Raw genomic sequence first — 12,949 nt, 5'->3', positions numbered from 1 at the left:
TCTCTGGATTGATTGTCTAACATGTAGACGAGAAGTCCAGACCCGGTGCACAGGGAGGCAAGCGCATGGCAGACGCACACGCGGGGGCGTCGGCCCGGAGCGCCGAGCAGGATGCCGTCATCGCGGCCCTCACGCCGGTGATCGACGGGATCGCAGCGACGTTCGGCTCCTCCTGCGAGGTGGTGATCCACGACTTCCGGCGACCCGAGAAGTCGATCGTCGCGCTGGCCGGGTCGGTGACCGGCCGCGGCGTGGGCGGGTCGATGAGCGAGATCGGCATGCGGCTGCTGGCCCGCGGCGACGAGGCGGACGACGAGCTGAACTACCTCTCCCGCACTCAGGACGGAAGGCTGGTCAAGTCCTCCACGATGCTGCTGCGCGACTCCGCGGGCACGGTGTTCGGCGCCCTGTGCGTCAATCTCGACGTGACCGCCATCAGCCAAGTGCACACGCTCGTGGGTGAGTTGGCGGGGGTGGCCGGGTCTCCTGCCGGTCTGCCGACCACCACGTTCGGGGACGACATCGGCGCCGTCGTGGCCGCGATCGTCGACGCCCGTCAGCTGAGCGGCGCCAAGACCTGGGCCCATCTCGGCCGGGCCGAGCGGCTGTCACTGTTCCGCGATCTCGACCGGCGCGGCGTGTTCGCCGTGCGCGGCGCGGTCCAGCAGGTCGCCGCCCGGCTCGGTATCTCGCGGGCCTCGGCCTACAACTACCTGGCGGCGGCCCGAAACACGGCCGAGGAGCCGGGCGGCGACTGAGCGGGACCAGCGGCTTACGCTTCGCGACTTACGCGGGCCAGCCGCCGTACGGCACGGTGATCAGTTCCATGGCGTGACCGGCCGGGTCCATGAAGTACACGCCACGACCGCCGTCGTTGTGGTTGATCTCGTTCGGTCGCTTCATGTGCGGGTCGGCGTAGTGCTCGATGCCGCGCTCCTCGATCCGCGCGTACGCCGCCTCGAACTCCTCTTCGGAGACCAGGAAGGCGTAGTGCTGCGGGGATATCTTCTCCTCGGGGATCGTCGCGAAGTCCAGCGTCACGCCATTGCTCAGGGCGATCGCGACGAACGGACCCCACTCTCCCGCGATCTCCAGGTCCAGCAGTTCCGCGAAGAACTCGGCGGACTCGTGTTTGTCCCGGGAGTAGACGATGGTGTGATTCAGCTCGACTGACAAGGAATGCCTCCAAGGGGCATGTCCAGGCACCTCCATGCCTCACCCAGTCGGTGACCGGCACGCGATGCCGAACATCCATCCTAATCGGGGCCTGCCCGTTGATCCACACCACCGTTGATCCACGCACCGGCTGATCCGCAGCCCTGGCGCCTCCCCCGGATGCCCTCGCCGAGGGCGCACCGCCTAGGGTGCGGACATGACCTCCCAGACGTACCTCTCCGAACTCTTCTCACTGGACGGCCAGGTCGCCGTCGTCACCGGCGGCAGTTCCGGCATCGGCCGGGCCATCGCCGGGGCTCTCGCGCGGGCGGGAGCCGGCGTGGTGATCGTGGCGCGCAAGGAAGCGGAACTGCGGGACGCCGTCGACGAGTTGACGGCCGACGGCTGCCGGGCGGCCTGGGTGAGCGCCGACCTGAGTACGCGTGCCGGGGTGCGCGCGGCGGCGGAGCAAGCCGCCGAGGTGTTCGGGGAGCCCGACATTCTCGTCAACTCCGCCGGGATCAACCTGCGTCCGCCGATGGGCGAGCTGGGAGAGGACGTGTGGGACGCCACGATGGCGGTGAACCTGGAGGCGCCGTACCTTCTGGGACAGCGCTTCGGGCCCGGCATGGCCGAACGGGGCTTCGGCAGGATCATCCACATCACCTCCCAGCAGGCGCACCGGGCGTTCGTCCAGAGCGGCGCCTACGGCGTCTCCAAGGGGGCGTTGGAGTCGCTGGCCCGTTCACAGGCCGAGGCGTGGTCGCCGTACGGCGTCACCTGCAACACGCTCGTGCCGGGTTTCGTCATGACGCCGCTCAACGCGCGCCTGTCGTCCGACCCGGAGAAGGTGACGGCACTCGCCGCACGCACCATGGTCGGACGCAACGGCGTGGCCGATGACTTCGCGGGGGCCGCCGTGTTCCTGGCGAGCCGTGCCTCCGCCTACGTCACCGGCCAGGCGATCTTCGTCGACGGCGGGCTCTCCGTGCACTGAGCCCGCCGTCGGCGTTCACGGCCTGTCGTTGAGCTTGAGCCCGCGACTTGGCAGATAGTCTGCGCGCAGATAATCTGTACGCAGTTGATGGCGGCCGATCGCCGTCGAACACCGTCGAGCGCGGGGGAATCCCATGTGGACCTACGAGCACAGCCTTGAGACCGACGCCACCCCGGACGCGATCTGGCGCCTGTGGGCCGATGTCGAGAACTGGGGGACGTGGAACGCCGACATCCGAAGCATCCGCTTCGACGGGCCGTTCGCCGCGGGAGCCAAGATCGTCATGAACCCGGACGGAGAGGAGCCGGTGCACCTCGTCGTCACGGAGACCGTCCCCGGTGAACTCTTCGTGGACGAGGCCCGGTTCGGCGGCATCGTCCTGCGGACGATGCACCGGATCGACCAGGGCGAGTCCGGCCAGGACGAGGGCACGTGGACCCGGGTGACGTACCGGATGGAGATCACCGGCGAGGGCGCCGCCGAGTTCGGCCCGCAGATCGGTCCGGCCGTCACCGCGGACTGGCCCGAGACCATGGCGGCCCTGGTCGAGGCTGCGCGCGGCTGATGGCGCTCGACCCCGACAGCAGCCCCGGATTCCTGCTCTGGCACGCCACGCTGCGCTGGCAGCGGGACATCGCCGCAGCTCTGGGCCCGCTGGGGCTCACCCATGTCCAGTTCGTGCTGCTCGCCTGCGCCTGGTGGCTCAACTCCCAAGGGGAGCGCCCCCATCAGCTGGCCCTGGCCCGCCAGGCCGGTACGGACGTCAAGATGACGTCACAGGTGCTGCGCACCCTGGAGGGCAAGGGGCTCATCGAGCGCGAGGTCGACCCCGCAGACACCCGCGCCAAGCGGCTGCACGTCACCGCCGCCGGCGCCGAACTGGCCCCCCGCGCGATCGCCGCCGTGGAGGAGGTCGACGCGCGCTTCTTCCCGCCCGGGGTGCGGGACGAGGCCGTGGCCGTACTGCGCCGCCTCACCGCTACCGATTCCTGAGTACCGGGGCTGCTGTGCGGGGGGGGCGCGTCGGACCCGATCACACGTCGACCCCCCGCAGCTTCTCGGGGTTGACCTGGAGACGGAGGTTCACGATCCGGCCGCGGTCCACGTCGTAGGTGAGCACGCCCGCCGGGCGCCCGCCCATGGTCAACAGCACGCTCTCCTCTCCGTTGACGACCGCCGACCGCCAGGCCAGCCCCTGGAGTTCGGACTTGGACAGGACGCCGAGCACCCAGCGCGCGACCGGGTCGTCGCCATGCACCGGGCGGCGGGCCGCGGTGACCAGGCCGCCGCCGTCGGACCAGGCAGTGACGTCAGGGGCCAGCAGTTCCATCATGGCGTTCAGGTCCCCACCGGTGCAGGCGGCGAGAAACCGCTCGGTGATCTCGCGCCGTTCCGCGCTGTCGCTCTGGAAGCGAGGCCGGCGCTCCTGGACGTGCGCGCGAGCGCGGTGGGCGATCTGCCTGACGGTGGGATCGGGGCGGCCGAGGATCGCGGCGATGTCTGCGTACGGGTACCCGAACGCCTCGCGCAGGACGAACACGGCCCGTTCGACGGGGCTCAGGCTCTCCAGGACCACGAGCAGCGCGGTGGAGACGGAGTCCGCCAGCTCCGCCTCCTCGGCAACGTCGGGCGAGGTGAGCAGGGGCTCGGGCAGCCAGGGCCCGACATAGCTCTCGCGCTTGGCACGCGTCGAAGTGAGCTTGTTCAGCGAGAGATTGGTGACCGTGCGCACCAGGTAGGCGCGGGGGTTGTCCACCGAACCCCGGTCGATGAGCGCCCACTTGAGCCAGGCGTCCTGCAGGACGTCCTCCGCGTCCGCCACGCTGCCGAGTATCCGGTAGGCGGTGCCGAACAGCAGTCGGCGGTGCTCGGTGAAGACGCCGAGTGCCGCCTCAGATACCTCGTCCATGTCAATCACACGCATCACGCTGCCAGCCGATGGGCCTGCCCGGCAAGTGAGTTCAGCCTGTCCACGCAGCTCGCACTGGCGGGTGCCCATCCCAGCTCGGCCTTCGCCTTCGCGTTCGCCAGGCGCAGGTTCGTCGACATGACGGCGTAGGCGAGCGGGGCGGGACGGAGCAGCCACAGCGGTACGGTCACCGGGGCGGGAGCGCCGAACGCCTCGGCCACGGCGCGGACATGGCCGCCAAAACCCATCGGCGTGTCGTCGACGATGTTGTACGCCTGGCCCGGTCGGCCGCTCTCGATCGCAGCGACCACCGCGCGGGCCGCGTCGTCCACGTCCACCCAGGACATCGCCCGCCCCCGGTCCGCGACGACCGGAAGGGCCCGCCTGCGCAGCATCGGCAGCACGGTCGTGTCGCTGGCACCGGCCCCGTAGAACAGGCCGAAGCGCAGGCTGACGGCTTCCATGCCGTCGGCGGTGAAGGCTAGTTCCTCCTTGGTGCGCATGGCGCCGACGTGCCGTTCCAGCCACCGGTCATCCTGCACGGGCCCGAAGGCGCCCTCGTCCTCGCCCAGCGACCGGTCGCCGTGCTCCCCATAGCCGTAGCCGAACACCATCGACTCCACGACGATGCGCCGGGCTCCGGTCTCCTTCGCGGCGGCGAGCAGGTTCGCGGTGCCCTCGGTGCGCAGCCGGTTGGTGGCGGCCATGTCCTGGTGGCGCAGCAGCGACCTGCCGTGAAGCGCTGTGGCCGCGTGCACGACGACATCGAACGAGAGCCCGTCCACCGCCCGCAGCACCGCCTCGCGGTCGAGCAGATCCGCCCGAGCCCCGTTCCCGGCACCGCGTCCGAGGCCCACCACTTCATGCCCCGCCGCGCTCAGTTCACGGACGACGTTCCCGCCCAGCACACCGCTCGCGCCGGCCAGCAGAACCTTCATGTCCCCTCCCGTTTCCGTGTCGTGTGTGCGGTGACACCCATGAGACGGGCGAGCGGTGACAAACGTGACAGGCCCTGGATGTGATTCAGGGCACTTGCTGACTCGTTCTCAGGCCATGAGCAACTCGGCCAGCACTTCCGCGAATTCGATGAGCCAGTCCCGCGCCGGCCCGGTGCGGGCCCTCCGGAAACCGTGGCGACGGCCCCAGAACGCGGCCTGGACGGCGTGGCACTGGGCCCAGCGCCGGGCACGGGAGCGATCGACCTCCGCGGCCTCGGCATAGATGTCCAGGACGCGGTCGACGGCCTTGCGCATGTCGTCCGCCGCGAGGAGCGTGAGCGCGCGGGACTTGAGCAGTGTGCCGGCGTCGTAGGCGGGGTCTCCCGCACAGCCCTTGGGGTCGACGGCCAGCCATGGCTCACGGTCTGCGCGCAGGATGTTCCGGGCGTGGAGGTCGCCGTGGACGAGGGTGTCCGGCTGGGCACGTCCCAGCTCGTGGACGGTAGCCAGGGCCGCGTCCACCGCATGAGGCGACATGGTGTGCGTCAACTCTTCGGCTCCCTTCCGCAGTTGCTCTTCCCAGGTGTCGGCCTGCTCTCGGAGCCTCGGCAGGCCGGGCGGTGCGGGGACGGCAAGCCGGCGACTGAGGCGGCCCGCGACCGTCACCACCTCGTCGCCGTCTTCGAGTTCCGCCAGGGTCGACGTCCCGACCCGCTCCAGCAGCATCGCGAACCGCTCGTCGTCGCGCTCGTGCAGCAGGACGGCCCCGCGCCCGCCCCAGGCGGCGAACGCGTCCGGCTCATGGACGTTGCCGGGGTGAGGAAACGACACCTTCACCACAGCGGCCACGTCATCGCGGCTTCGCACCGGGACGATGACTCCCACACCCCCGTGCATCACTGGACCGTCCGGCACGCACCCCCAACTCCCCAGCAGCTCCTCCACGATGCCGGGCAGTTCGGCGAGCCATACCGATCCGGACTCTCCTTCCCGCTCGACCGTGCTCCGCGCGAACGTCTCGGGTACCTCGATCATTCGGGCACCCTACGCGCCTGCCCCGCTTACACCGCGACCAACAGCTTTCCGCGGTTCGCCGCACGGTTCACGTACAGGCTCCGGTAGGTCTCAGGGATGCTGTCGAATCCGTGGCGGACGGTCTGGTCGTAGGAGATCTCACCGCGCCGGATCATGCCGCCCAGTTCGTCGTGGAGGGCGGCGAAGTCCTCCTCGGTGTACCAGTCCTGCGCGTAGATGCCGCGGATCGTGGTACGCGGGCGGATGATGTGCTCCAGCAGACGTGGTCCGACCTTGTCGCGTCCGACCGTGGCGCCCCATTGCCACGACACCGCCACCTGGCTGTACCGGTTGAGCTTGGTGAACACCGCGTCGGTGACGGTGCCGCCCATGTTGTCGAAGTACTTGTCGACACCGTCCGGCAGGGCCTTTGCGACCGCTCGGTACACGGTGTCGGCGTCGTCGCCCTGGCTGTAGAGCATGACGTGGTCGAAGCCCAGCCCGGTCAGATACTCCGCCTTCTCCGGACTGCCCGTGGTACCGACGACCCGGGCACCGGCGCGCTTGGCCAGCTGGCCGACCAGGGATCCGACGGCGCCTGTCGCGCCGCTGATCATGACCGTGTCGCCGGGCTCGACCGTGAAGAACTTGGTCATCGTGCCCCAGGCGGTCAGTCCGGGCACCCCCATGACGCCCAGCGCCGTCGAGACCGGCAGCACCTCGTCGTAGCGCTCGGGACGCAGCTTGCGGAAGTCTCCGACATCGAACAGGAACGACCCCGTATCCCACACATAGGCTTTTCCGTCGCTGACGACATGGGTACGCCAACCGCCGAAGCCCTCCACCAGGTCACCGGGGCGAAAGGTCGCGTCGGGGCCGGCGTCGAGCACCTCCATGATCGACAGGCTGGGGGCGTGACGGCCGAGAGGTGTGGCCAGCGTGAGGCCGTTCAGGAAGGGGTCGAGCGAGACGTACCGGGTCAGCAGCAGCATCTGGTCGCACCGGAGGGAGACTTCGACGTCCTCGACCACCTTCTCGTAGATCCGGCTGACGTCGGGCACGCCTTCGGCATGCTCGCGTACCGCCCACTTTCCGATCTTCATCCTCGGCCTTTCAGTGTGCGACGGCGGGGACGGCGGGGATGACGACATGGGTCGGCGGCGGTGCGCTGTCGTCGATGGTGGCGGTGAACTCCCTGCCGTCGTCGCGGCAGACGAACTGCATGACGTGGCGTCCCGCGGCGGCGGCCCGGATGAGGCCTCCGGTGGTGGCCCACACACCGGAGATGTAGAAGTTCTCCAGACCCGGTAGCACCGGACCGCGCTTCTTGATCTCTTCCTCCATCGTCTCGCCGCTCGCCACGAACGGCTGCCAGCCGAGTACGGTTCCGTCGTAGTTGCCGGTGTAGCGGACCTGGGTGAGCGGGGTGGAGATGTCGCGCACCGCGATCGCGTCCCTCAGGCCGGGGAAACGCTCGTCCAGGAACGTCACGAGGGCATCGCGCACCTGGTGCTTGGCCGCGTAGTACTCGCGCCCGTGCCGCAGCGGGAGGGTGTGCATTTTCGTTCCCCTGTGCACGCGGGTGTTCTGCTCAGGACGCCCTTCGTTCAGGGCGCGCCAGGGGGCGGTGTCGGAGAAGTAGGTGGCGTAGACGACGGTCGTCTCGCGCGGTGACAGCTCCGGGTAATGCATGCTGCGGAACTGCACGTTGATGCTGGGGTGGCGCAGGCCGGTCAGCTTCGCCGCCTGCTCCTCGTCCAGCAGGAAGGTGGTGCACGGCTCGCCCTGCGGAAAGGAGCCTTTGAGGCCGAGGAACAGCATGACGTAGCCGGGGAACACCATGCCCGGTTCCTTGATGGTGTTCGTGTACAGGTGCCGGTAGGTCTCGTTGAGGTAGCGGCCTTTCAAGAACTTCATCGTCGTCGTGTGGCCGTCGCAGGCCGAGACCACGATGTCGGAGCGGAACTCGCGCCCGTCGCTGAGCCGTACCCCCACCGCGCGGTCGTTCTCGACCAGCACCTCCTCGACCTTGGCGTTGTAGGTCACCTCACCGCCGAGCCACCGGTAGCGGCGCTCGATCGACGTCGACAGCCCGAGGGAGCCGCCCTCCGGTACGCCGGCGGACAGGTTCGCGTGCGAGGCCAGCTGGAAGTAGAACGGCAGGACCGGGAACGCGGCATGCTTCTCGTAGAGGATGAAGTTGAACGCCTCACGCAGCAGCGGGTCCTTGAACCGCGCGGAGTACTCCGTCATCAGCACCGCCATCGACTTGCGGATGACGTTGACGTAGGGAAGGAACGAGGCCAGCATGCGCCAGCGCTCGAACCGGCCCATCAGGCCGACCGGTTTGAGGAAGGGATAGACGGCCAGGCATTTGCGGAACGCACGCAGGCCGCGGCAGAAGTCCCGGATCAGTCTGGCGTCGGCAGGCGAGATGCCGAGCAGATGCGCCTCCAGCCGGTCCGGATCGGAGTAGAAGTAGACCGCCCTGCCGTCCCGGCCGCGCACGATGTTGAAGACGTCGAAGTGCCGCATCTCCTTGCCCTGCAACGCGCCCAGTTCGAGCCAGATCTGGTGCATCTCGTTGCCGGGCCCGTTCCCGAGCAGCCAGCTGACGCAGCAGTCGAACGTGAAGTCGCCGCGGTCCCAGGCGGTGCAGCAGCCGCCGGGGATCTCGTGCATCTCGAAGATGCGGGTCCGGTACCCGTTCATCTGGGCGTAGCAGCCGGTGGACAGACCGCCCAGGCCGCCACCGATGATGATCATTGACTCTCTGGGCTGTCGTGGTCGCGACATGACCGGGTTCCTCTTCACGTCTGCGCCCGGGCCGGACGGCCCGCCGGCGGTGCGTCCAGCTGGGGCAGTCGGCCCAGCTTTCCGGGGTGCCAGGGCTCGGCACCGGGGCTCTCCCGGGCCCTGAACTCCAGCCCCAGCTCCTGGCACAGGTACTGGGCCGCGAATCTGCCCGCGGAGGCCGTACGGATCAGTCCGCCACCGCCGATCCACTGACCGGTCATGGAGAAGCCGCGCAGGCCGGGCAGCCGCATTCGGTCCTTGTTGACCAGCTTGTTGGTCAGGTCCTCCGCCTTGGTGAAGGACTTCCAGCCGAGGATGCTGCCTTGGGAGTTGCCGGTGTACCGGTGCGTGGTGGCGGGCGAGGCCACGTCGATGACCTCGATCCGCTCGCCGATGCCGGGATGACGCCGCTCCAGGAAGTCCCGTACGAAGTCGGCGACCTGGCGCTTGCGTGCCCAGTACTCCCGGCGGTCGGTGCTGCGCAGCGTCTTCCAGTAGGCGAAGTCGCTGAAGTAGGTGCAGTGGATGACCGACTTTCCGGGCGGTGCGAAGGTGTCGCAGTAGCGCGAACGCAGTTGCACCACAATGCTGTTCTGCTGCACGGCCGGCAGGTCGGCACTCTCGCGCTCTGACAGGAAATGGGTGGCGCTGTGCGGGGTTCCGGGGTCCACATCGCCGGCCAGGCCCACGAACGCGGAGACCACGCCCGGGTACAGCAACTCCGGTGTGTGCAGCATCTCGTTGTAGAGCGTGTCGATGGTGGGGTTGGTGTATCGCCCGCCCAGCAGGCCGTAGATCGTGGTGTAGCCGTCACAGGCCGAGACGACGTGATCGGCGTACAGCCGTGTTCCGTCCTTGAGTTCCACGCCGACCGCGCGGTCCGCTTCGATCAGGATGCGCTTCACCCGTGCGCGGTAGTCGATCCGGCCGCCGAGGGCGGTGTACCGCTCCTCGACGGACCGTGACAGGCCCAGTGAACCGCCCTGCGGGAACCCCGCGTTGCCGTGATACGCGCCGGCCATGTTGAACAGGTACGGAAGCAGCGGGAAGACCTCGTGGTCCTGGAAGAAGATGAAGGGGAACGCCCGGCGCAGCAGCGGATCCTGGAACTTGCCGCAGAAGGTCTCCATCGAAGTCGCCGCGGTGCGCCAGAACAGCGGGAAGGCCGGCAGGAGTTTGCGCAGCAGGCCGAGCTTCTCACGCGCTGTCCGCAACGGCGGTGGAGTCAGGAACGGGTACAGGTTGATGTCGAGGAACCGCCTGAGATCGCGGCAGAAGGCCCGGATCAGCCGCGCGTCGGCGGGCGAGACCTCCAGCAGGTGCCGCTCCAGCCGCTCTGGATCGTTGTAGAACGTCACGGACCGGCCGTCCTCACCGATCACGGTGTTGAAGATCTCGAAGTTCGTGATCGTCTTGCCGTCGAGCGCGCCCAGCTCCCGCCAGATCCTGGCGGCGTCGTTGTTCGAGCCGGTACCGGTCAGCCACTCGATGCAGTAGTCGAAGATGTAGCCGTTGCGCGACCAGGCGGTGCAGCAGCCTCCGGGCAGCACGTGCTTTTCGAGGATGCGGGTCTGCATTCCGCTCATCTGCGTATAGCAGCCGGTGGACAGGCCGCCGATGCCCGCGCCGATGATGAGGATCCGTGGCTTACGACCGGGGGCGCGGTCGCGACTGCCCCAGTCCGGCGCGGAGTCATGCGTCACTGGTCCGGTCCCCCACCCACCGCTCGAAGGTGACGGGCAGTTCGTAGAGGCCATTGGTGATGCCCTCCGTCTTCCAGCGCAGCTCGTGCTCGGGTACGGCCGGCCTCAGTCCGGGCAGGCGCCGCAGCACCGCCTCCAGGGCCACCTGCAGTTCCAGCCGCGCCAAGTGAGCGCCGAGGCAGTAGTGCGCACCGTGCCCGAAGGCGAGGTTCGGGGGACCGGTCCGGTCGAGGACGAGGTCGTCGGCGTCAGGGAAGACCGCCGGGTCCCTGTTGGCAGCCGACAGCGCGACCAGAACGGGCTCACCGGCGCGTACGAGGACCCCGCCCAGCTCGACGTCCTGGACCGCATAGCGTGCGATCGTGAAGTCGATGAGCCGCACGTACCGCAGCAGCTCCTCCACGGCCCTGGGGATCAGCTCCGGCCGGTCACGCAGCCGTGACAGTTCCGCGGGGCGGGTCATCAGATGGTAGAGGGAAACCGCGATCTGACCGGAGACGGTGACGAAGCCCGCGACGACCAGGTCGCCCACGAGCGCGACCAGCTCACCCTCGGTGATCCGGCCGTCCTGGTCACAGGCCCGCAGGAGAGAGCTGATCACGTCATCGCCCGGCTCCTGTCGGCGCAGTTCCACGAGCGCGGTCATCTGGGCGGCGAACTCATCGGCATGCTCGGCGAGTTCGGCCTCCGACGTGACGCCGAACAAGTTGTCCTCGACCCAGGCCCAGATACGACCGTACTCGCGAGGTACGCCGAGCAGCTCGCAGTTCAGCACCGTCGGAAACGGGATGGCGAACTGCTCGACCAGATCGGCCGAAGGCTCCGACCGCACAATCCGGTCCAGGAGGCTCTCGGCGACCTCCCGTGCCCGGGCACCCAGCCGTTCGATCCGGCGTGCGCCGAACTCCCTCGTCATCAGGCCGCGCAGTCGCGCGTGTTCGGGCGGGTCCAGTGACATCAGCCCGCCATTGCCGCCTCCCCCCGCCTCCGTCCGCGGTTGGTCCCGGCCCACGGCTTCGGCCAGGCTGAAGCGGGGGTCCGACATCACCGCCTTCGCATCGCTGTACCGGGTGGCGAGCCAGGCCTCGTCCCCGTAGGGCATCCGCACCCGGGCGAGCCGCCGATCCCGCAACTTTGCATATTGGCAGGGCAGTTCGAGCCCCGGCCCGGATTCGAAGGGAAACGCGAGCGGCTCCGGCCGTGTCTGCATGCCTCGTCGGCCCTTCATGTCAGGAGTCGAAGGCGACGGGCAGTTCATGGAGGCCGTTGACCATGTTCCCCGTCTTCCAGCGCAGTTCGTTCACCGGTACGGCCAGCCTCAGTCCGGGCAGGCGCCGCAGCACCGCCTCCAGAGCCACCTGCAGTTCCAGCCGCGCCAGGTGAGCGCCGACGCAGTAGTGCGCACCATGTCCGTAGCCGATGTGCGGGATGCCGGTCCGGTCGAGCAGGAGGTCCTCGGCATCAGGGAAGACCGCCGGGTCCCTGTTGGCAGCCGACAGCGCGACCAGCACGGCCTCACCGGCGCGCACGAGGACCCCGCCCAGCTCGACGTCCTCCTGGGCGTAGCGCGGGAGCAGGACGCTGTTGAGATGCACATACCGCGTCAGCTCTTCGACGGCCCTGGGAATCAGGGCGGGCTGATCGCGCAGTCGCTCCAGGTCCTCGGTGCGCGTCAGCAAGTAGTAGAAGCTGTTGACGATCTGGTGGGTGACCGTCACGAAACCCGCGGTGAGGAGTTCTCCGGCGAGCGTCAGCACCTCCTCCTCGGTGATCCGGTTGTCCGCCTCACGTGCCCGTAGAAGGCGGCTGATCAGGTCGTCTCCGGGTTCCCTGCGACGCAGCTCGAACAGTCCGGTGAGGCACGAGAAGAACTCCTCGCCCTGCGCCTTGAGCTCCTCGTCCGTCGCAGCGCCGACCAGCTTGGCGTCTGCCCAGTGCCAGAACCGGAGGTGGTCTTCGGCGGGCACTCCGAGCCGTTCGCAGGTCAGGGTCGTCGGAAAGGGGACGGCGAACTGCTCGACCAGATCGGCCGTCGGCCCCGACCGCACGATCCGGTCGAGCAGCATCTCGGCGATGTCCCGGGCCCGGCCCCGCAGTTGCTCGATCCGCCGTGGACTGAACTCCTTACCCAGCATGCCGCGGAGTCTTGTGTGCTCGGGCGGCTCATGGGCGAGGAGTCCGCCATCGACGCGAGCCGATTCACGCAAGCGCGGTTGGTCCTGGCTCACTGCTGCCGCCAGGCTGAAGCGAGGGTCCGCCATGACCTTCTTCACATCGGCGTACGTGGTGGCGAGCCAGGCTTCGTCTCCGTAGGTCATGCGCACCCGGGCCAGTGGCCGGCTCCGCAACTCCGCGTATAGGGAGTTGAGTTCGAGGCCCGGGCCAGGCTCGAAGGGATAGGTGAGCGGTTCCGACTGTGTCTGCACGGCTGGTCGGC

13 protein-coding genes are annotated in these 12,949 nt (G+C 68.7%); 4 read left to right on the top strand and 9 right to left on the bottom strand.

The window, feature by feature from the left end; translation table 11 throughout:
• Positions 1–65 precede the first annotated feature (65 nt).
• Positions 66–758 (top strand): helix-turn-helix transcriptional regulator, encoded by a 693-nt coding sequence (locus ACWD35_RS20175; RefSeq protein WP_451352637.1) that lies wholly within the window; start codon positions 66–68, stop codon positions 756–758.
• 28 nt (positions 759–786) lie between these two features.
• Here the strand turns inward: ACWD35_RS20175 and ACWD35_RS20170 are convergent, their stop codons facing one another.
• The gene (locus ACWD35_RS20170) at positions 787–1,176 is read right to left on the bottom strand and encodes a VOC family protein (protein WP_451352636.1); all 390 of its coding nucleotides are present in this window, start codon (positions 1,174–1,176) and stop codon (positions 787–789) included.
• A gap of 196 nt (positions 1,177–1,372) precedes the next feature.
• Here ACWD35_RS20170 and ACWD35_RS20165 point away from each other — a divergent pair, with 196 nt between their 5' ends.
• The 3 genes from ACWD35_RS20165 (at position 1,373) to ACWD35_RS20155 (ending at position 3,145) form a co-directional block, all read left to right on the top strand.
• Positions 1,373–2,152 carry an SDR family NAD(P)-dependent oxidoreductase gene (locus tag ACWD35_RS20165; RefSeq protein WP_451352635.1) on the top strand — a complete coding sequence of 260 codons (780 nt, stop codon included), beginning with the start codon at positions 1,373–1,375 and terminating at the stop codon, positions 2,150–2,152.
• 133 nt (positions 2,153–2,285) lie between these two features.
• Positions 2,286–2,717: a polyketide cyclase gene (locus ACWD35_RS20160; RefSeq protein ID WP_451352634.1), complete on the top strand. Its 432-nt coding sequence runs from the start codon at positions 2,286–2,288 to the stop codon at positions 2,715–2,717.
• Positions 2,717–3,145 carry a MarR family winged helix-turn-helix transcriptional regulator gene (locus ACWD35_RS20155; protein WP_451352633.1) on the top strand — a complete coding sequence of 143 codons (429 nt, stop codon included), beginning with the start codon at positions 2,717–2,719 and terminating at the stop codon, positions 3,143–3,145. The genes ACWD35_RS20160 and ACWD35_RS20155 overlap by 1 nt, the downstream gene beginning before the upstream one ends.
• A gap of 40 nt (positions 3,146–3,185) precedes the next feature.
• On the opposite strand, the gene ACWD35_RS20150 is transcribed toward ACWD35_RS20155, so the two are convergent.
• The 8 genes from ACWD35_RS20150 to ACWD35_RS20115 form a co-directional block, all read right to left on the bottom strand.
• On the bottom strand, positions 3,186–4,061 hold the full coding sequence (locus ACWD35_RS20150; protein ID WP_451352632.1) for an RNA polymerase sigma-70 factor: 876 nt from the start codon (positions 4,059–4,061) through the stop codon (positions 3,186–3,188).
• 14 nt (positions 4,062–4,075) lie between these two features.
• Positions 4,076–4,999, bottom strand: a complete 924-nt coding sequence (locus ACWD35_RS20145) for an NAD-dependent epimerase/dehydratase family protein (protein ID WP_451352631.1) — start codon at positions 4,997–4,999, stop codon at positions 4,076–4,078.
• Between the two features lie 108 nt (positions 5,000–5,107).
• The gene (locus ACWD35_RS20140; protein ID WP_451352630.1) at positions 5,108–6,034 is read right to left on the bottom strand and encodes an aminoglycoside phosphotransferase family protein; all 927 of its coding nucleotides are present in this window, start codon (positions 6,032–6,034) and stop codon (positions 5,108–5,110) included.
• A gap of 26 nt (positions 6,035–6,060) precedes the next feature.
• Positions 6,061–7,116, bottom strand: coding sequence for a zinc-binding dehydrogenase (locus tag ACWD35_RS20135; protein WP_451352629.1), 1,056 nt, complete (start codon positions 7,114–7,116; stop codon positions 6,061–6,063).
• Positions 7,117–7,126: 10 nt separating this feature from the next.
• A complete protein-coding gene (locus ACWD35_RS20130) occupies positions 7,127–8,779 on the bottom strand; it encodes a phytoene desaturase family protein (protein ID WP_451352800.1) in 1,653 nt (550 codons plus the stop codon).
• A gap of 44 nt (positions 8,780–8,823) precedes the next feature.
• Positions 8,824–10,512: a phytoene desaturase family protein gene (locus tag ACWD35_RS20125; RefSeq protein ID WP_451352628.1), complete on the bottom strand. Its 1,689-nt coding sequence runs from the start codon at positions 10,510–10,512 to the stop codon at positions 8,824–8,826.
• A complete protein-coding gene (locus tag ACWD35_RS20120; RefSeq protein WP_451352627.1) occupies positions 10,502–11,644 on the bottom strand; it encodes a cytochrome P450 in 1,143 nt (380 codons plus the stop codon). Before ACWD35_RS20120 ends, ACWD35_RS20125 begins: the two co-directional genes overlap by 11 nt.
• A gap of 97 nt (positions 11,645–11,741) precedes the next feature.
• Positions 11,742–12,938 (bottom strand): cytochrome P450, encoded by a 1,197-nt coding sequence (locus ACWD35_RS20115; protein ID WP_451352626.1) that lies wholly within the window; start codon positions 12,936–12,938, stop codon positions 11,742–11,744.
• Between the last annotated feature and the right edge of the window lie 11 nt (positions 12,939–12,949).

It is taken from the genome of Streptomyces sp. NPDC002671 (assembly GCF_053592475.1).
Note: the sequence above shows the minus strand (reverse complement) of the source record. Positions and strands in the feature narration are given on the sequence as shown.

What these genes read in the sequence shown, in the direction of transcription:
- ACWD35_RS20145 (WP_451352631.1), bottom strand. Translation starts at nt 4,999, where the DNA reads ATGAAGGTTCTGCTGGCCGGCGCGAGCGGTGTGCTGGGCGGGAACGTC.
- ACWD35_RS20175 (WP_451352637.1), top strand. Translation starts at nt 66, where the DNA reads ATGGCAGACGCACACGCGGGGGCGTCGGCCCGGAGCGCCGAGCAGGAT.
- ACWD35_RS20155 (WP_451352633.1), top strand. Translation starts at nt 2,717, where the DNA reads ATGGCGCTCGACCCCGACAGCAGCCCCGGATTCCTGCTCTGGCACGCC.
- ACWD35_RS20135 (WP_451352629.1), bottom strand. Translation starts at nt 7,116, where the DNA reads ATGAAGATCGGAAAGTGGGCGGTACGCGAGCATGCCGAAGGCGTGCCC.
- ACWD35_RS20140 (WP_451352630.1), bottom strand. Translation starts at nt 6,034, where the DNA reads ATGATCGAGGTACCCGAGACGTTCGCGCGGAGCACGGTCGAGCGGGAA.
- ACWD35_RS20160 (WP_451352634.1), top strand. Translation starts at nt 2,286, where the DNA reads ATGTGGACCTACGAGCACAGCCTTGAGACCGACGCCACCCCGGACGCG.
- ACWD35_RS20130 (WP_451352800.1), bottom strand. Translation starts at nt 8,779, where the DNA reads ATGATCATCATCGGTGGCGGCCTGGGCGGTCTGTCCACCGGCTGCTAC.
- ACWD35_RS20165 (WP_451352635.1), top strand. Translation starts at nt 1,373, where the DNA reads ATGACCTCCCAGACGTACCTCTCCGAACTCTTCTCACTGGACGGCCAG.
- ACWD35_RS20150 (WP_451352632.1), bottom strand. Translation starts at nt 4,061, where the DNA reads ATGGACGAGGTATCTGAGGCGGCACTCGGCGTCTTCACCGAGCACCGC.